The following is a 16962-nucleotide window of genomic DNA, read 5'->3' as shown; positions in this document are numbered from 1 at the left end:
TCCTTCAGCTCGTTGCGGGGCAACTGCCCGTGACGTCTCGGACCGGGATGTCGGCGAAGCCCGCTTCCAGATCGCGCAGCGCGCGGTCGACGGCGCTGATCGGGGTCAGGTCGCTGTGTTCGGCCCACCACGTCAGAGCCGTCATGGTGGCCGCCTGGACCGAGGCGGCGAAGACCTCGGCGGTCAGGTCCGGCCCGGGCAACCCGCGCTCCGCGGTGACGAAGTCGCGGATGACACCACGCCAGGTGATGAACGGGCCGGAGGTGTTGGCGTGCAGAACCGGGTTCCGGCTGATCACCCGCAGCCGCAACCGGGTCGCGTCATGGCCTTCCACCTCGGCGAGGGAGGCGAGCACGCCGAGGCGTACCCGCGTGGTCACCGTCTCCTCGGCCGGTGTCCCGGTCAGGTGACTGGCGAGGTCTCCGACCGAGGAGGACAGCGACTGCCAGATGACGTCGCTCTTGGAGGCGAAATAGCGCAACAGCGTACGGGCGGTCACGCCGGCTTCCCGGGCGACGTCGCCGAGCGGGATGTCGTCATATCCGTGTTCATCCCACATCCGCAGGGCCACGTCGGCGAGGTACTCGGCCGTCACGGTCGCCGGGCGGCCGCGGCGGGCTGGCGCATCGGTCATGCGGGGATACTATCGCCAGGTCAGGATTATGTCGTACGGTGACATAATTGCCGTGGCCGGTAGGGTCACGTTGTTCTCGTGGCGAGGAGGCCCGGGATGGATGAGCAGACCGAATACGACGTGGTGATCGTCGGCTACGGTGCCGCGGGGGTGGCGGCAACGATCGAGGCAGCTGACGCCGGCGCCCGGGTGCTGGTACTCGACCGGGGCTATGGCGGCGGGGCGTCCGCCCTGTCCGGCGGGGTCGTGTATGCCGGTGGTGGCACCCGCTACCAGAAGGCGGCCGGGCTCACCGACAGCCCGGAGAACATGTTCAACTACTTGCGCCAGGAGACGCAGGGCGTGGTGTCGGACGAGACGTTGCGCCGGTTCTGTGAGGGCAGCCCGGCGATGATCGATTGGCTGGAGGAACAGGGCGCCCGGTACCGCGCGACGCTGTGCCCGTACAAGACGTCGTATCCGACCGATGCGCACTACCTCTACTACTCGGGCAACGAGAAGGCCTGGCCGTACCGGGAGCAGGCGACCCCGGCCGCCCGCGGCCACCGGCAGGTCGCCAAGGGGATGAGTTCCGGCAAGGTCTTCTTCGAAGCACTGCGTGACACCGCGATGCGCAAGGGCGTCGCTCTCAAGCCGCTGAGCCGAGTGCACTCGCTCATCATCGAGGACGGTGCGGTGGTCGGGGTTCGATACCGCACGGTCGACCCGGAGTCCGACCCCATCCGCAAGAGCCGGCGGACGTCCACGCTGGCCGGCAAGTTCGGTAACTGGGTCCCGGCGGTCGGAGCCCGCCTCGGTGCGAGAGTCGAGGCCACCTGGCTGGACAATGCGATCGAGGCGCAGGTGCGGGCGCCGGCCGTCGTACTGGCCGCGGGTGGGTTCGTTTTCAACCCGGAGATGAAGGCGAAGTACGCGGGCGGCTTCGCCGACATCAGCCCGCTCGGCACGGTCGGCGACGACGGCACGGCGATCAACCTCGGCGTGGGGGCGGGCGGCTCCACGGCCAACATGGAGCGGATGACCGCGTGGCGGTTCATGTCACCGCCGTCGTCGCTGCTCGAAGGCGTGACGGTCGGGCCGTCGGGAGAGCGGATCGCCAACGAGGACCTGTACGGCGCCACGCACTCGCAGATCATGATCGACAAGCACGACGGACGTGGACATCTCGTGCTCGACTCCCGCATCTGGAAGCGCGCGCGCGGCCAGATCGCCGGCCAGACCCTGGCGTTCCAGATGGCGCAGGCCGCATACCTGTTCACCGTCGGGCACAAGAAGGCCGCGACGCTGCCCCAGCTCGCCAAGAAGATCGGCGTTCCGGCCGGCGGCCTGGTGGAGACCGTCCGTGCCTACAACGACGGGATCGCCAGGGGTATCGGCGATCCCGCACACAAGGGCACTGACTTGTGCGCGCCGATCGAGGACGGGCCGTTCTACGCGATCGACATCTCCATCAAGAACGCAGCCGCCTACCCGGCTCCGGGTCTGACTCTCGGCGGCCTGCGGGTCGACGAGCAGACCGGCCAGGTGCTCACCCCCGAGAACACCGGTGTGGCGGGACTCTACGCAGCCGGCCGTACTGCCGTCGGCATCTGCTCCAACAGCTACATCAGCGGGCTGTCGCTGGCCGACTGCATCTTCTCCGGTCGCCGGGCCGGCGTGCACGCGGCAGCCGTACGCCGTACCGAGGCGGCCGCCTGACCCGGCCAACCGTCCGGTCACCGCCGGGCGCCCATCCGGGTGGAACCGGATGGACCGCCCGGCACGGGCGAACCGATTTCCCCGGCGTCGCGGCGGGGTAGGTCAATGGCCGTTGTTGCGCGCAGCGCGTAGTGCGCCGGCCCACCACAGCAGGTCGTCAGTGAGGAGCTTGAGCCGCGGCTCGAGTGGCTCGAATGCGGTGGTGCTCGCTGGTGTGCCTCCCTGGCGTGCGGCGATCATGGTGTCGGGAAGGATGTGCACCGCGTGGCGCAACGGAGCCATCTCGAACTCGACGGCGACTTGGCGCAGCTGCTCGATGGCCCGTGAGCCGCCGACGTTGCCCCAGCTCACGAAGGTGATCGGCTTGCGGGACCACTCGACGAACGTCCAGTCCATGGCGTTCTTGAGCACGGCGGGGTAGCCGTGGTTGTACTCGCCGGTGACGACGATGTACCCGTCGGCGCGGTCGAGGGTGGCGCCCAGGCGGGCGACCTCCGAAGTCGGGTAGGTGCGCGGGTTCTTGGCGGGCGGCGCGCCGTCGAAGAAGGGGAGCGGGTGGTCGCGCAGGTCGACCGCCTCGGCGTCGATGTCGCCGCGGTCGTGCAGATGGTGCAGCACCCAGGCGGCGACGCGTTCGCTGAAACGTTCGGCGCGTGTGGTACCGGTGATGACCTGGATCAGCACGGTGCTCAGTTCCTTCTTCAGCAGGTAACGAAGATCTCAGCGCTTGGCGGGGCCGAAGCGGAGCATGGCCCGGTACATGCGGCGGGGTGCGGCGGCGGCCGGCAGGGGGCCGGCTGACGGTGCGGCGCAGGCCTGGAGGAAGTACGCGACCAGCCGGCGAGACGTTTCGGGCGCGGCGTCGGCAGTGGCGGTCAAGACGCCGGCGTTGGCCATCAGGAGCATGACCATGTCCTCGGCGACGAAGTCGGCGCGCAACCGATCGGCGGCCTTGGCCCGGTCGACCAGGGCCATGAAGTCGGCGAAGGACCGGTCGCGTTCGGCCTCGAAGCGCTTGGCGGTGGGGAAGCTCATGGTCAGCACCAGGTTGAAGCCGCGGTCCTCGGCCTGCATCGCGCAGACACGCTCCACGTAATCACAGAAGCCGCGCCACGGGTCCGGCTCGGCGAGCGCGTTGCGGGCAGCCTCGGCGTACGCGGTCATCTTCTGCTCGAAGGCGGCGGCCACCAGATCGGCACGGGTCGGGTAGCGCCGGTAGAGCGTCCCGACGCCGACGCCCGCGCGGCGGGCGACGTCCTCCATGGGCACGTCGAGGCCGCATTCGGCGAAGGCCTCCCGGGCGGCGGTCACGATGCGCTGCCGGTTGCGCTCGGCGTCGACCCGCAGGCCCGACGTTGTCATGACCCTCACCATAGCCGGAAGCGGAGAGTGTCGTCCACTTGTCTGCTACGGTGGGTCACACAAGTGGAGGCTATCGTCCATTTATCTCCTGGAGGGGTTCTCATGCGTGCCGTCGTGATTGCTGAGCAGGGCGCGAGTCCGGTGCTGACCGAACTGCCCATGCCCGAGCCGGGTGCCGGTGAAGTGCTGGTGCGGGTCGAGGCGTCGTCGCTGAACGGGTTCGACACGGTGGTCGCCGCCGGTTACCTGACCGCGATGATGGAGCACCGCTATCCGGTGGTGCTGGGCAAGGACTTCGCCGGCACGGTCGAGGCGGTGGGCGCGGGCGTGACGCGTTTCGTCGTGGGTGACCGGGTGTTCGGCGTGGTCACCAAGCCGTTCCTCGGCGACGGTGGCTTCGGCGAGTATGTCGTGGTCGGCGACCAGCTCGGCACCGCTGCGATTCCCGACGGTCTCGACACCGGCACCGCCGGCGTGCTCGGCCTTGCCGGCACCGCCGCCGTGGACGCTGTGGACGCCGCCGCCCCGCAGTCCGGCGAGATCGTGCTGGTCAGCGGCGCGACGGGTGGCGTGGGCGCGATCGCGATCCAGTACGCGGCCGCGGCCGGCGCCCGGGTCATCGCCACCGCCCGACCGGGCGACGAGGCCGATCTCGTCCTCGCCCTGGGTGCCACCGACGTCGTCGACCACACCGGCGATCTCGCTGCCCAGGTCCGCACACTGGCGCCCGCCGGAGTGGACGTGGTGCTCCACCTCGCCGGTGACGGCGCCGCCCTGGCCGGCCTGCTCACCGAGAAGGGCCGCCTGGCCAGCACCCTCGGCCTCGGCCCGGACCAGCACCCGGCGGCCACCGCGATCATGGCCAACCCGGCCGCCGCGACGCTCGACCGGCTCGCCGCCGACGCCGCCGCCGGCCGGATCACCGTTCCGGTCAGCCGCACCTACCCGCTGGCCGAGGTGCCGGCCGCGCTCGGCGATTTCGCCGGCGGCACGCTCGGTAAACTCGCCGTCCACCTCGCCTGACAGCCGTGATGGAACTCGGCATCCTGTCGCTGAGCGATCTGCAGACCAGCCTCGGCACCGGAGAAAAGGTCAGCGCCGCCCAGCGGATCGCGGACACCATCGACTACGCCGTTCTCGGCGAGCAACTGGGGCTGGACGTGTTCGCGCTCGGCGAGCACCACAGCCTCGACTTCGCCGTCTCGTCGCCGGCCGTCGTCCTTGCCGCGATCGCCGCCCGGACCCGGCGGATCCGGCTGACCAGCGCGGTGACCGTGCTCAGCGTCCTCGACCCGGTCCGGGTCTACCAGGACTTCGCCACACTCGACCTGGTCAGCTCCGGCCGGACCGAGATCATCGCCGGACGCAGCGCGTTCACCGAACCGTTCGCCCTGTTCGGCGAAAGTGTCGACGACTACGACGCCCTGTACGCCGAGAAGATCGACCTGCTGCTGCGGCTGCGCGCCGACGACCACGTCACCTGGTCCGGGAAGTTTCGGCCGGCGTTGCACGACGCACCGATCGCGCCACGCGCCCAGCAGGCTCCGTTGCCGGTATGGGCCGGAGTGGGCGGCTCGCCCGGCAGCGCCGTGCGGGCCGGAATGCTCGGCCTGCCCATGGTGCTCGGCTACATCGGCGGGCCGCTCAGCCACGCCAAACAGGCTGTCGACCTCTATCGCGAGGCCGGCGAGCGGGCCGGGCATCCGGAGAAGCTGCGGGTCGGCATCTCCACCCACTTCTTCGCGGGCACCGAAGACGTCTATCCCTACTACCACGAGTACCTGCGACCCAAGACGCCCGGCGGCCGCGGTTTCCTGGTCAACCGGGCCGCCTTCGATGCCGGCACCGCCCGTGGCCAGGCAATCATGATCGGCCCGAGTGAACAGATCGCGGAGAAGATCCTCGACGCGCGGGACCTACTGGGCATCGACCGCTTCTTCGGTCAGTTCGACTGGGGCGGCCTGCCGCGCGGCCTGGTCGAGGAGTCGTTGCACCGCTACGCCACCGAGATCGCACCGGCCGTACGCAACCACACGTCCACCTCCTGAGGAGAAACCATGCCCACCATCGCCGTCATCGGCGCCGGTCCCGGCCTCGGCCTGTCCATCGCCCAGCGCTTCGGCCACGAGGGATTCGCCGTCGGCCTCGTCTCGCGTACCCAGAAGAACCTCGACGCTCTGACCGCGAACCTGGACACTGCCGGCATCACTGCGGCCGGCTTCGCCGCTGACGTCACCGATGCCGCCGCCCTGAGCTCGGCCGTCGATCAGATCACCGAGCGATTCGGCCCGATCGACGTGCTCAGCTTTTCCCCGAGCGCCCCCGACAGCGCGCAACTGCGACCGGTCGCCGTCACGGAGGTCACCGTGGCGGCCGTCCAGCCACAGCTCGAGTTCTACCTGGGTGGCGGTATCGCCGCGGCGCAGCAGGTGCTGCCGGCGATGACCGGGCGCGGCGCGGGCACGATCCTGTTCACCACCGGAGGATCCTCCGCCAACCCCGGCATGATGCCGGCATTCGGCAACATCGCCATCGGCTCCGGTGCACTGCGGACGTACGCGCTCAGCCTGCACGCCGCCGTCGCGGACCAGGGCGTCTACGTGGCGCACATCCCGCTCAGTGTCTGGATCGGTCGCGGGGGACCGGAGACCCAGCCCGACACCATCGCGGAGCACTACTGGCGTGTGCACACCGGGCGTCAGGGCGCTGAGCACCCGTACGTCGCCATGCCCTGACAATGACCGGGTAGCAGCGCCTGGAGCGTCAGCGTGACCAGCCCCTCCTTCAGCTGCGCGACACTGCCCGGCAGGGTGTGCGGTGCGTAGGTGCTGCGTCCGAGGATGGCGCTGACGAACACCTCGGCAGGCAGCGAGAGCGCTACTCCACCATCGATGTCGCCGCGCCGTCGAGCATCGACCAGTGCATCCTCGATGACTGCCATGCTCTGGTCGATCACGTCGCGTTTGAACACGGCGTACAGCTCGGGCCGGGCCGACAGTTCGGCCGCGTAGCGGGTGAGGATCGACCGGTTCGGTTCTGCGAGCGTCTCGGCGATCTGGTCGAACAGGGCGTCGAGGTCGCCGGCCAGGGTGCCGCTTCGTGGTGGTGAGAGGCCGACCGAGAGCGACGTCAGGGCCGCGGCGATCAGGTCTTCGCGGTTCGGCCAACGGCTGTAGATGCTGCGTTTCGCGACGCCGGCTCGCGCGGCGACCGAGTTGAGGCTGAAGGCGACAGCACCGGCCTCGGCCAGTTCCTGCACGGCGGACCGCACGATCCGGTCGTCGACCCTGGTGTCGCGCGGCCGGCCGCGGGTGGTCGTGGTGGGTGAGGCCATGACCCCAGGATATCTGTTACCGCTGTGGTTGCATAAATGGTTTCGGCGGGGTTACCGTCAATTAACGTCACCACACCGGTGCGCTAAAGCGGTCGGAAAAGAGAACGATCATGAGTTTCACGGGATCGGGAGTCGTCGTCACCGGAGCCGGCTCGGGCATCGGACGTGCCACCGCCGCATACCTCGCGGCGCAAGGCGCACGGGTAGTGGTGTCGGACGTCTCCGAGGAGGGCGCGAGAACCACCGTCGAGCAGATCCTTGCCGCCGGCCACAAGGCGGACCCCGTCGTCGCCGACGTGTCGGACCCGGACAGCGTCGAGGAGTTGTTCGCCCGCTCGGTGGAGATCCTCGGCGGTCTGGACCTGGCGGTCAACAACGCCGGGATCGGTCATCAGCCCGGCGATCTGCACGAGATGCCCGTCGAGGTCTGGGACCAGGTGCTCGGCGTCGACCTGCGGGGCACGTTCCTGTGCCTGCGGGCCGAGCTCAAGATCATGGTGGCGGCCGGGCACGGCAGCATCGTGAACATGGCGTCCAACGCGGGCGTGAAGAATGCGCCGGACATGGCCGCTTACACCGCCGCCAAGCACGGCGTCATCGGCCTGACGAAGAACGCCGCTCTCACCTACGCGGGTCGCAACATCCGGGTCAACGCGGTGTGCCCCGGCACCATCGCCACGCCCGGCATCGCCTCATTTCCCGCCGAGACCCAGCGCGAATGGTCCAGCCACATCCCGCTGGGCCGGCTCGGCACGCCCGAAGAGGTCGCACAGGCGGTCGCCTACCTGCTCTCCGAGCAGGCCGGCTTCATCACCGGCACCGCCCTGCTCATCGACGGCGGGCTGATGTTCCAGTGAGAGCGTTGCTCTTCGAGCGGTACGGCCCGCCGGACGTCCTCCACCTCGGCGAGGCTCCCCAGCCGCACGCCGGGCCGGGTCAAGTTCGGATCAGGGTGCACGCGGCCGCGGTGAACCCGGTCGACTGGAAGATCCGCAGCGGCGCGAGCGCCGGGTATCACCGAATTCGGCTGCCGCACATTCCGGGACTGGACGCCGCGGGCGTGATCGACCAGCTCGGCCCGGACGTTCAGGGATTGCGCCTCGGCGACGAGGTCTTCGGCAGCACCGTCACCGGAGCGGCGGCTGAGTACGCGCTGCTCGACACCTCGGCCCTCGTGCACCGTCCCACCGGCCTGTCCTGGGCAGAAGCGGCAGCGCTGCCGTCCGCGGTGGAGACCGGGCTGCGCGCTGTTGACCTGCTCGGCATCACGGCGGGCGATACCGTGCTGGTCAATGGCGCGGCCGGTGGGGTCGGACTGTCCGCTGCCCAGTTCGCGCTGGCCCGGGGTGCCTCGGTGATCGGCACCGCGGGTGCCCACAACCATGCGTTCCTCACCGGACTCAACATCATCCCCACCACCTACGGTGCCGGCCTCGGAGCCCGCGTCCGCTCACTGACGCCCAACGTGGACCGCGCACTCAACGCCGCCGGGCGCGACGCGCTGCCGGACCTCATCGAGCTGACCGGTGCCGTCGAGCGGGTCATCACGGTGGTGTCGGAACCCGCCGCGGCCGCACACGGCGTGCGCTTCACCACCGGTGCCGAGCGGCGTTACTGGGAGGCGCTGCAACTGGCCGTCGACCTGAACGGCAAAGGACAGTTCACGCTGCCCGTGCAACACACCTTCCCACTGGCCGAGGGCGCCGAGGCGCATCGCCTCAGCGAACACGGCCACGGCCTCGGCAAGCTCGTGCTCCAACTATGACCCGACGGCGTCCGAGGGCAACTGAAGGTGTCGGCTATCCGCGCGGGAGAAGGCGGGCCCGGCGGTAGCACTCGTCGATGAGTTCCGCGTTGGCCACCGACCCGTCGATGTCGGCGGGGAAGGACCGACCGCTCTGCAGGGACTCGGCGAGGCGAGCGAGTTGGTAGGTGTAGGAAGTGTGGTCGCCCAGCGTTTCCTCGCTGGTTCGTCCGTTTCTGGTCACCGTCAGCCGATTGTCCATGTGGGGGACGGCGAAGGCCGGCGAGGTGGCCGCACCGTCGGTGCCGGTCACCGTCCAGGTCATGATCCGTTCCGTGGCGGCCATGTCCCACCGGCAGTGCCCGGTCACTCCGCCGGCGTAGGCGAGCTCGACGCGCATCGACGCGTCCACTTCAGGCGCTCGCAGCGTGGCGTCGACGCTCACGATGCGCGGCTCGGCGTTGATCCATCGTCCCAGGTGGCGCGCCGCGTCCAGGACGTAGCAGCCCAGATCCATGGTCGCCCCGCCGGCCAACTCCCGCGACCAGCGCGGATCGGTGTCCGGCGGCGCCGGCATCGTCAGCGTCAGGTCCACGCGCCGGATGTCGCCCAGAGCACCGGAGACGACCAGCTCGTGCAGCCGCAGGTTCACCGGGTGGTGCAGGTAGTGGAAGCCCTCGAAGATCCGGCCGGGGGAAACCCGGGCGGCTGCGCGGACCGTGTGGGCCTGCTCGGCATTGGCGGTCAGCGGCTTCTCGCTGAGCACGTGCTTGCCCGCCGCGAGCGCGGCGAGGTTCCACCGCGTGTGCAGGGAGTTGACCAGAGCGTTGTAGACCAGATCGACGTTCGAGTCGGCGATCACGCCGGCGTAGGTGTCGTGCACCTTGGTGATGCCGTGCTCGGCGGCGAACGCCTCGGCCCGAGCGCGGTCGCGGGCGGCCACGGCCACGACTTCGTGGCCCAATATTCGGGCCGGCGCGACGATGCCCTCGTCGGCGATCCGGGCGGCTCCGAGAATGCCGATGCGCAGCGGTGCCGTCACGGGTCCACCTCCCACGCCGAAGCCACTGAGGGCAGGCTCCACTTCTGGCCGGTCCTCTGTCAAGCAGCGCCAAACTTTCCCACTGGGAAAACGTGCGCATCGGGAAAGACCGGCAGATGCTTGCGTGGGTCATCCATCGGGGAAGGGGCTCCGGCATGGTCGAACCTGCCGCCCGCGCAGCCGACGCCACAGCGACCGAGGTGCTCGAGCAGCTGCGCGAGCTGCTGAAGGCCGTCCGGCAGCTCAAACAGGAGCACGTCCTGCTCCCGACGCCGGTTCCCGCCGGCATGGTCGGCGTCCTGGGCGGCATCGACAGTCTCGGCGACGGCGTCATGACCCACCGGCAGATCATGGAGGCTCTCGGTGGCCTGCTGCTGGTCCTGTTCGTCGCCATGGCCGGTTCCACCATCGTCTCGCCCGCGCCGCCGAAGATCCCCGGCGCGTTGAACGGCAGCCAGAAGCAGTACACCTGGGTGGTCACCGCGACCCTGATGGGGTCGGCATGTCGATGCAGAACCTCGTCCTCGCGGTCCAGAACACGGTCGCCCTCAAGGACATCGGCTCCGCCAGCTCCTCGATCGCGTTCTTCCGCTCGCTCGGCGGCACCATCGGCGTGTCGGTCCTGGGCGCCGTGCTCGCCCAGCGGGTGACGGACAACATCACCGACGGCCTGGCTGCTGCGGGTGTGCCGGCGGGCACCCGCACCGGCCGGCGACGAGTGGCCCCAGCCCACCGCCGCAGCGGGCACCACGCCGCGGCCGTGAGACCGCACTGATCCGCTGAACTCGCGAGGCGGTGCCCGGGTACAGCGGTCACGTCAGCGAGCGGAGCTCGGCCATCAGGTCCGGGTTGGCGTAGTCACTCCACTGAGGGTTGAGCAGGCCCCAGGTCTCGACCGCGCCGCGCACGCGGTTGTAGCCCGCGGACTGGGTACCGTTGAGCGGCCACCAGACCCAGTCCATGTCCGTGGCGCGCAGGTAGCGCGCGATCGCGTACGGGTAGAGCAGTCGATCCTCGGTGCACCGGGAGCCGTCGTCGCGCGGCTGGGTGCATCCGCCGAACTCGCTGAGCAGGACCGGCGCCGTCCAGGGATGGCCGGGCTCGGTGACGAGTCCCCAGCGTGCGTCGAGGTTGGCCCGGAATGCCGCATCGTCGCCCTGGAGTTCGGTGATCGGGTGGTTCCACGGGTAGTCGTGCACCGCATAGACGAGCTTGTGCGGAAGGGCCAGCCGCACCGGTGCATCGGGCACGTAGCGCAGGTGGCCCTGATAGTCGGTGCCGCCGACGATGACCAGCAAGCGCGGGTTGGCCTTGAGCACCGTGTCGCCGCCGCGCTCGGCTGCGGCTCGCCAGTCGGTCGCGGAGTTGCCGTCGCCCCAGGTCGGGATCAATCCCAGGCCAGGGTCGGGACGGATCTCGTTGCGCAGTTCGGCGGCCACGACCTGGGGGCGGTCGCGGTATCGACGGGCCATGAAGGCCCAGTCGGCCAGCCAGGCGGATTCCGGGTACTCGGGGGTGTGCCACAGGCCGTCGCCGTGCGCCTCGTCGCAGCACCAGTCGCCGCGGCTGCGATGGTTGTCCAGGATCACCATGAGGCCGTTGCGGCCGAGTTCGTCGACGACGATGTCGAACAGGGCGAGCGCCCGCTTGCCCCGCAGCCGCGGGTTCGCGGCCAGAGATTCGTCGGCGACCACCGGGTTGCTCTCGACCAGTTCGTTGGACCATGGCAACCGGACGGCGTTGAAACCACCGCGCTTGATCAACCGGGCGATCGCGCCGACGCGCTGCTTGTCCAGGCCGCCGACGACGAACTCGCCGGACTCGGCACCGAACCAGTTGACGGCGGCGAACTTCACTCTCTTCCCCGCCCGGTCGACCACCCATTGCTGGCTGGTGCGCAGGGGAAGTCGGATGCCCGCGAAGGAACTCCCGTCGGTGGGCGCGGCGTTCGCCGTCGGTGGGCCTGCGGCGAGGCCGCCCGCTACCACCACCGCACACGCCAGGCCTGCAACGGTACGGGCGAAAGCGAGCGGCAAGCGAGGCATGCCGCGACGCTAGCAGTTAGTTTGGAATCCCGTCTATATCTACGCTGGTAAATGTCATGTCGCGGCTCAGCCGGGAACGTCGTGCCTCTCTCGGGTCGGCGAAGGAGGTGATCAGTGCTCGCTCACGGTCGTTGTCAGGCGATCGTGACGGCGTCGATGATCTGCTGCTGGTTGCCGCCCACGTAGAGGTTGATCGTGCGGACGTCGTTGATGGCCGGGCAGCCCGCGGCGACGGCGGTCAGATCGAGGGCATAGACATCGGGCCGATCCGGCGCCGGCCGCGCGTCACCCTGGCACCAGGCCGAGTCGGGCCCGGTCTGCAGCGACACCGCGAAGGAGCCGTTGGCCGACGGGGACGCGAAGCTGAGCTCGGCGCGGCGACTGAGGTCCAGCGGTTCGGCCAGGGTGGAGCCGAACCATCCGCCGTCGGTCCCGGTGAGCTGGAGTGCCTGGACGCCGTCGGCGTGGAAGCTGGCCGTCACCGTCGTGGTGCCGGCCGCCGGGTTGAAGCTCGCCGGACTCCAGCCCTTAGTGCCGTCCTCGAAGTCGAACAGGACCTGGGCGGGGGTGGGCGGCGGCTTCACAGTGACCGTGATGACGGCCGGGGGCGACACCCGGGCGAGCGAGTCAGCGACCGTGTAGGTCGTGGTCGCCCGGCCGCTGAAGCCGTCGGCCGGGGTGAACGTCACCGTCGCGTCGGCCGCGGCGGTGAAGGTGCCGGCCGCGGTGGTGCGTGCCCGCTGCCGTCCCGGAGTGGCCGGGTCCAGATCGACCGAGGATCGGACGATCCGGACGGCCGGCAGGTAGAAGATGTCATTGGCGGCCACTTGCAAGGTCGCGGTGGTCGCGGCCGCGACGGTGGCGTTGTCGTCGTCGGCGACCGGTACGAAGGTGAGCGCCGAACCGTTCATCCGCCGGCCGGAGTTGGCGATCGTCGTGCACACCGGGCTCGGGCAGTACACCGTGAAGCCGTCGTAGTCGCCGTACCGCGTGCCGTCGTCGAGCTCGTCGGAGAGGATCCAGTAGAGCGCGCCGTTGACGCCGCTGACGTAGGCCGCATTGGTCCACTCCTGGTAGACGACGTTGCGGGTGGCCTTGTCCTTGAGCCCGTACTCGCCCAGCAGTACCGCCTTGCGCAGGCGCTTGGCGGCCGCCGCGTGCTGCACGATCCACTGCGTGCCCCAGGCCGGGGTCTTGCCCCAGCCGTCCGGGTAGAGGTGGAAGCTCATCACGTCGATGTTGCGCAGCGCGGCCAGCGCCACCGTGTCGACGCCCTCACCGCCGTTACGGGTCCAGTCCTCGCCGTCCGGCTGGTCGGCGAAGAACCCCTCGTCCCCGACGCTCACCAGGTGCCGGCGGTCGATCGACTTGATGAACGTCGACACGTCGTCCGCCCACGAGGTCAGCGTGCTCGTGGTGCAGTTCGACGACCGCGGGTACTTGCCGGAGCCGACGCAGCGGGGCTCGTTGGCGAGCTCCCACGTCATGATCGTGGGGTCGTCCTTGTACTTCACGCCGGTGATCGTGTTGGTGTGTTCCAGCAGGTGCGCGATGTAGTCGCGGTACCAGCCGCGAATGCGCTGATCGGTGTAGAAGTCGTCGTGGTGGCTGCCCCCGGCCCATTCGACGTACTTGTCCATGCCGCCGAAGTCGGCCCAGTTGTTGGTGAACGGGATGATCAGCTTGAGGCGCAGCTCGGCCGCTTTGGCGATCACGGCGTCGAGGCGGGCGAGACCGTCGGGGCCGTCGTTGTAGCGGGGATGCCCGGAGCCGTCCCAGTACTGCAGGTAGACGCCGTTCTGGCTGCCCGCCGTGGGATCGGTACCGGCGGCCGTGCCGGTGTCGAACCAGCCCCAGGTCCGCACGACCGGCAGGCCGGAGGCCGCTGCCTGCTCCAGGACGTTGTCGCGTGCCGTCGCCGACTGGTAGTGCAGGTAGTAGTTGTTGGTGCCGGCGAAGCGGAACGGCCGGCCCTGCAGCAGAAGCTGCGAACCGCTGCGGGTGACGAAGCCGGACCCGGTTTGCGCCGGGGGTGCCGCGGTCGCGGCCGTCGCCGGCAGCACCAGCACGCTCAGGGCCGCCGCCGTCCATCGGACCGCATACGCGGCGAGGCGCTGATTCATCGACATCTCCCAAGTCGTCACGCAGCGGAGGAAGCACGCGGACGTCAATCTAAAGCTGGTTAAGTAAGCGGTCAAGGGCGTCGTGGGAGCGATTCCAGGCGATCGAAGATCAACATGGTCATCGATGGGTAACAGGTCTGCCACGTGGTCTTGACATCTCCAACTTAAGCCGCTTAATAATGTGCCGGTCGAGGTCGGGCTGCGTCCTGTGTGGGCGATGCCCGGCGCCCCGCATCGCTGCCGTGCGGCCGCGATCCGACCAAGGGACCGCTGATGCACCTTCTCTCCCGACCTCGCCGTCGCCGTCTCGGCACGGGACTGACCGCCGTGGCAGCTGTGGTAGCGCTCGCCGTCGCCGGCTGTTCCTCCGATCCGTCGCCCTCCGGCGGCGGCAAGGCGGCCGGTGCCAGCGCGATCACGATCTTCAACGGCGCCAACGGGACCATCGTGGAGAACTGGAATCCGTTCTCGCCGACCTTCCTGCAGCCGACCAACGGCCTCATCCACGAGCCGTTGTACTACTACAATCTGGCCACCGAGGCGGCACCACAGCCGATGCTGGCCACCGCGTTCTCCTGGACGCCGGACGGCAAGCAGCTCTCGATCACCACCCGGGACGGCGTCACGTGGTCGGACGGCCAGCCGTTCAGCGCCAAGGACGTGGCGTTCACCTTCGACCTGATCCGTCGCACCCCGGCGATCAACTCCACCGGGCTGAAGATCACCTCCGCCGAGGCGCGCGATGACAAGACCGCGGTGCTCACGTTCCCCGGCACGTCGTTCACCGATGAGGCGAGCATCCTGGGCAACACGCCGATCATTCCCCAGCACGTGTGGAGCAAGATCGACGATCCCGGGAAGACCATCAACAAGAACCCGGTCGGCACCGGTCCCTACAAGCTGAAGACGTTCAACGCGCAGAGCTACGTCTTCGACAAGAACCCGGCGTACTGGCAGCAGGGCAAACCCCAGATCCAGTCGGTCCGTTACATCTCCCTGGCCACGGCCGACGCCGCCAGTGCCGCCCTCACTGCCGGGCAGGTCGACTGGATGAGCTCGTTCCTGCCCGGCCTGGACAAGATCCTCAAGAACCAGCCCGAGCTGTCGTACGTGAACACCCCCGCCCTCACCGCCTCGATCTTCACCTGCTCCAACGCGGAACTGGGCTGTAAAGGCCCGCAGACCGACCCGGCTGTACGCCAGGCCATCTATCACGCGATCAGCCGCGACCAGCTCAACAAGCTCGCCGGTGGCGGGTTCGCCGCGACCGCCTCGCCGACGCTGCTGCTGCCCGACCGCGACCAGAAGTGGATCACCGACCCGGCGCAGCTCAAGGTGCCCGGCGCCCCGGACGCGGCCAAGGCCGACCAACTGCTCGATCAGGCGGGTTGGGCCAAGGGGTCCGACGGTATTCGCGCCAAGGGCGGTCAGCGGCTGTCGCTGACCATCCAGACGGTCAGCGGCTGGAGCGACTTCATCTCGCTCAACGACGCGATGAGCCAGGAACTCAAGGCGGTCGGCATCGAGCTCAAGCCCACCCAGCTGTCCTGGAACGAATGGAACAACAATCAGGTGCAGGGCACCTTCCAGCTGTCGCTGGACTCGATCGGCCTGGGTGCCTCGTCGAATCCCTACTTCACCTACAACCCCCGCTACTCGACCAAGACCACCGCCAAGGTGGGCAAGTCGGCCAGCAACAGCGGCAACTACGCCCGCTACAGCAACCCGGTCGTGGACCGGGCGGTCGAGGCTGCCGCGGCCACCAACGACGAAGCCGCCCAGAAGCAGCAGTACGCGATCATCCAGCGGGAGATCGTCCGGGACCTGCCGTACATCCCGATCTACGTCAACTCCCTGCTTACCGAGTTCAACACCAGCCGGGCCACCGGCTGGCCGTCCAACGACAACAGGTACGCCCTCCCGGCCACCTGGAAGCAGTGGGACAACGGCATCGTGCTGGTCAACCTGAAGCCGGCGAAGTAGCCCGAACGTGCGCTACCTCCGCAAGATCGGGTTCTATGTCGTGGCGTTGTGGGCCGCGCTGACGGTGAACTTCTGCATCCCGCGGCTGATGCCCGGCAACCCGGTCGACATCATGCTGTCCAAACTCGGGCAGCGGGGACCGGTCACCCCGGAGGCCCGGCACTCGATCGAGGTGCTCCTCGGCGCGAACACCAGCCAGTCGCTGCTCTCGCAGTACGGCGACTACCTGGGTAACCTCGCCACCGGGGACCTGGGCGTCTCGCTCACGTTCTTTCCGGCGCCGGTCAGCGACATCATCGGCCAGACCCTGCCCTGGACGATCGGCCTGATCGGCCTGTCCACCGTCATCTCGTTTTTGCTCGGTATCGGGCTCGGCACCGTCGCCGGCTGGAAACGGGGATCCTGGCTGGACAACCTCATCCCGGTGACCACGATGTTCCAGTCGGTGCCCTACTTCTGGCTGGCCCTGATCCTGTTGTTCGTGCTCGGCAGCCTGCTGTCGATCTTCCCGTTGAACGGCGGCTACGACGTCTACAACGCCGTGCCCGGGTGGAACGGCGTCTTCCTGGGCTCGGTGATCTATTACGGAACGCTGCCCGCCCTGACGATCATCCTGTCCTCGGTGGGCGGCTGGATGCTGGGCATGCGCAACATGATGGTCTCCACGCTGTCGGAGGACTACATGCTGACGGCGGAGGCCAAGGGCCTGCGCCCGGGACGGATCATGCGGACCTACGCCGCGCGTAACGCCATCCTGCCCTCGATCTCCGGCTTCGCCATCTCGCTGGGCTTCGTGGTGGCCGGTTCCATCGTGACCGAGGCGGTCTTCTCCTATCCCGGGATCGGCTCCGCGCTGCTGCAGGCGGTGGGCGGCAACGACTACGCGCTGATGCAGGGCATCTTCCTGATCATCACGCTGTCGGTGCTCGGCGCCAACCTGCTGGTCGACCTGCTGTATTCGGTGATCGATCCGCGCACCCGGGCGCGGGGCTGAGGA

The 16962-nt window shown here is 69.0% G+C and carries 16 protein-coding genes and 1 pseudogene; 9 read left to right on the top strand and 8 right to left on the bottom strand.

Going from position 1 to position 16962, the window contains the following annotated elements:
- Positions 1 to 4: 4 nt before the first annotated feature.
- Entirely contained in the window at positions 5 to 634 is a 630-nt protein-coding gene (locus tag ACZ6S4_RS01610; RefSeq protein ID WP_465473004.1) for a TetR/AcrR family transcriptional regulator, read from the bottom strand.
- 78 nt (positions 635 to 712) lie between these two features.
- Between ACZ6S4_RS01610 and ACZ6S4_RS01605 the strand changes: the two genes are divergently transcribed.
- On the top strand, positions 713 to 2332 hold the full coding sequence (locus ACZ6S4_RS01605; RefSeq protein ID WP_465473003.1) for an FAD-binding protein: 1620 nt from the start codon (positions 713 to 715) through the stop codon (positions 2330 to 2332).
- Between the two features lie 102 nt (positions 2333 to 2434).
- On the opposite strand, the gene ACZ6S4_RS01600 is transcribed toward ACZ6S4_RS01605, so the two are convergent.
- Together ACZ6S4_RS01600 and ACZ6S4_RS01595 are read right to left on the bottom strand one after the other, a co-directional pair.
- A complete protein-coding gene (locus tag ACZ6S4_RS01600; RefSeq protein WP_465473002.1) occupies positions 2435 to 3016 on the bottom strand; it encodes an NADPH-dependent FMN reductase in 582 nt (193 codons plus the stop codon).
- Between the two features lie 36 nt (positions 3017 to 3052).
- Positions 3053 to 3694: a TetR/AcrR family transcriptional regulator gene (locus ACZ6S4_RS01595; protein WP_465473001.1), complete on the bottom strand. Its 642-nt coding sequence runs from the start codon at positions 3692 to 3694 to the stop codon at positions 3053 to 3055.
- A 102-nt stretch (positions 3695 to 3796) separates the two neighbouring features.
- Between ACZ6S4_RS01595 and ACZ6S4_RS01590 the strand changes: the two genes are divergently transcribed.
- The 3 genes from ACZ6S4_RS01590 to ACZ6S4_RS01580 are packed head-to-tail and all read left to right on the top strand — an operon-like array spanning position 3797 to position 6429.
- Positions 3797 to 4717, top strand: a complete 921-nt coding sequence (locus ACZ6S4_RS01590; RefSeq protein WP_465473000.1) for an NADP-dependent oxidoreductase — start codon at positions 3797 to 3799, stop codon at positions 4715 to 4717.
- 8 nt (positions 4718 to 4725) lie between these two features.
- The gene (locus tag ACZ6S4_RS01585) at positions 4726 to 5742 is read left to right on the top strand and encodes an LLM class flavin-dependent oxidoreductase (RefSeq protein ID WP_465473483.1); all 1017 of its coding nucleotides are present in this window, start codon (positions 4726 to 4728) and stop codon (positions 5740 to 5742) included.
- Between the two features lie 9 nt (positions 5743 to 5751).
- Positions 5752 to 6429, top strand: a complete 678-nt coding sequence (locus ACZ6S4_RS01580; RefSeq protein ID WP_465472999.1) for an SDR family NAD(P)-dependent oxidoreductase — start codon at positions 5752 to 5754, stop codon at positions 6427 to 6429.
- On the opposite strand, the gene ACZ6S4_RS01575 is transcribed toward ACZ6S4_RS01580, so the two are convergent.
- Positions 6393 to 7028, bottom strand: coding sequence for a TetR/AcrR family transcriptional regulator (locus tag ACZ6S4_RS01575; protein WP_465472998.1), 636 nt, complete (start codon positions 7026 to 7028; stop codon positions 6393 to 6395). The two genes, ACZ6S4_RS01580 and ACZ6S4_RS01575, sit on opposite strands and share 37 nt — an antisense overlap.
- 110 nt (positions 7029 to 7138) lie before the next feature.
- On the opposite strand from ACZ6S4_RS01575, the gene ACZ6S4_RS01570 reads away from it, so the two are divergent.
- Both ACZ6S4_RS01570 and ACZ6S4_RS01565 read left to right on the top strand, forming a co-directional pair.
- On the top strand, positions 7139 to 7885 hold the full coding sequence (locus ACZ6S4_RS01570) for an SDR family NAD(P)-dependent oxidoreductase (protein ID WP_465472997.1): 747 nt from the start codon (positions 7139 to 7141) through the stop codon (positions 7883 to 7885).
- Positions 7882 to 8793 carry an NADP-dependent oxidoreductase gene (locus tag ACZ6S4_RS01565; protein ID WP_465472996.1) on the top strand — a complete coding sequence of 304 codons (912 nt, stop codon included), beginning with the start codon at positions 7882 to 7884 and terminating at the stop codon, positions 8791 to 8793. The genes ACZ6S4_RS01570 and ACZ6S4_RS01565 overlap by 4 nt, the downstream gene beginning before the upstream one ends.
- A 34-nt stretch (positions 8794 to 8827) precedes the next feature.
- On the opposite strand, the gene ACZ6S4_RS01560 is transcribed toward ACZ6S4_RS01565, so the two are convergent.
- Both ACZ6S4_RS01560 and ACZ6S4_RS01555 read right to left on the bottom strand, forming a co-directional pair.
- The gene (locus ACZ6S4_RS01560) at positions 8828 to 9814 is read right to left on the bottom strand and encodes a Gfo/Idh/MocA family protein (protein ID WP_465472995.1); all 987 of its coding nucleotides are present in this window, start codon (positions 9812 to 9814) and stop codon (positions 8828 to 8830) included.
- A gap of 59 nt (positions 9815 to 9873) precedes the next feature.
- Entirely contained in the window at positions 9874 to 10155 is a 282-nt protein-coding gene (locus tag ACZ6S4_RS01555) for a hypothetical protein (RefSeq protein ID WP_465473507.1), read from the bottom strand.
- 152 nt (positions 10156 to 10307) lie between these two features.
- Between ACZ6S4_RS01555 and ACZ6S4_RS01550 the strand changes: the two are divergent.
- Positions 10308 to 10511: pseudogene (locus tag ACZ6S4_RS01550) on the top strand (EmrB/QacA family drug resistance transporter); the annotation flags it as partial.
- Positions 10512 to 10626: 115 nt separating this feature from the next.
- Here the strand turns inward: ACZ6S4_RS01550 and ACZ6S4_RS01545 are convergent.
- Both ACZ6S4_RS01545 and ACZ6S4_RS01540 read right to left on the bottom strand, forming a co-directional pair.
- Positions 10627 to 11859 carry a glycoside hydrolase family 5 protein gene (locus tag ACZ6S4_RS01545; protein ID WP_465472994.1) on the bottom strand — a complete coding sequence of 411 codons (1233 nt, stop codon included), beginning with the start codon at positions 11857 to 11859 and terminating at the stop codon, positions 10627 to 10629.
- Positions 11860 to 11993: 134 nt separating this feature from the next.
- Positions 11994 to 13982 (bottom strand): glycoside hydrolase 5 family protein, encoded by a 1989-nt coding sequence (locus tag ACZ6S4_RS01540; RefSeq protein ID WP_465472993.1) that lies wholly within the window; start codon positions 13980 to 13982, stop codon positions 11994 to 11996.
- A gap of 327 nt (positions 13983 to 14309) precedes the next feature.
- Between ACZ6S4_RS01540 and ACZ6S4_RS01535 the strand changes: the two genes are divergently transcribed.
- Together ACZ6S4_RS01535 and ACZ6S4_RS01530 are read left to right on the top strand one after the other, a co-directional pair.
- Positions 14310 to 15965, top strand: a complete 1656-nt coding sequence (locus tag ACZ6S4_RS01535) for an ABC transporter substrate-binding protein (protein ID WP_465472992.1) — start codon at positions 14310 to 14312, stop codon at positions 15963 to 15965.
- Positions 15966 to 15972: 7 nt separating this feature from the next.
- Positions 15973 to 16959: an ABC transporter permease gene (locus tag ACZ6S4_RS01530; RefSeq protein WP_465472991.1), complete on the top strand. Its 987-nt coding sequence runs from the start codon at positions 15973 to 15975 to the stop codon at positions 16957 to 16959.
- The last annotated feature ends 3 nt before the right edge of the window (positions 16960 to 16962 follow it).

It is taken from the genome of Actinoplanes sp. NPDC051405 (assembly GCF_055586185.1).
Note: the sequence above shows the minus strand (reverse complement) of the source record. Positions and strands in the feature narration are given on the sequence as shown.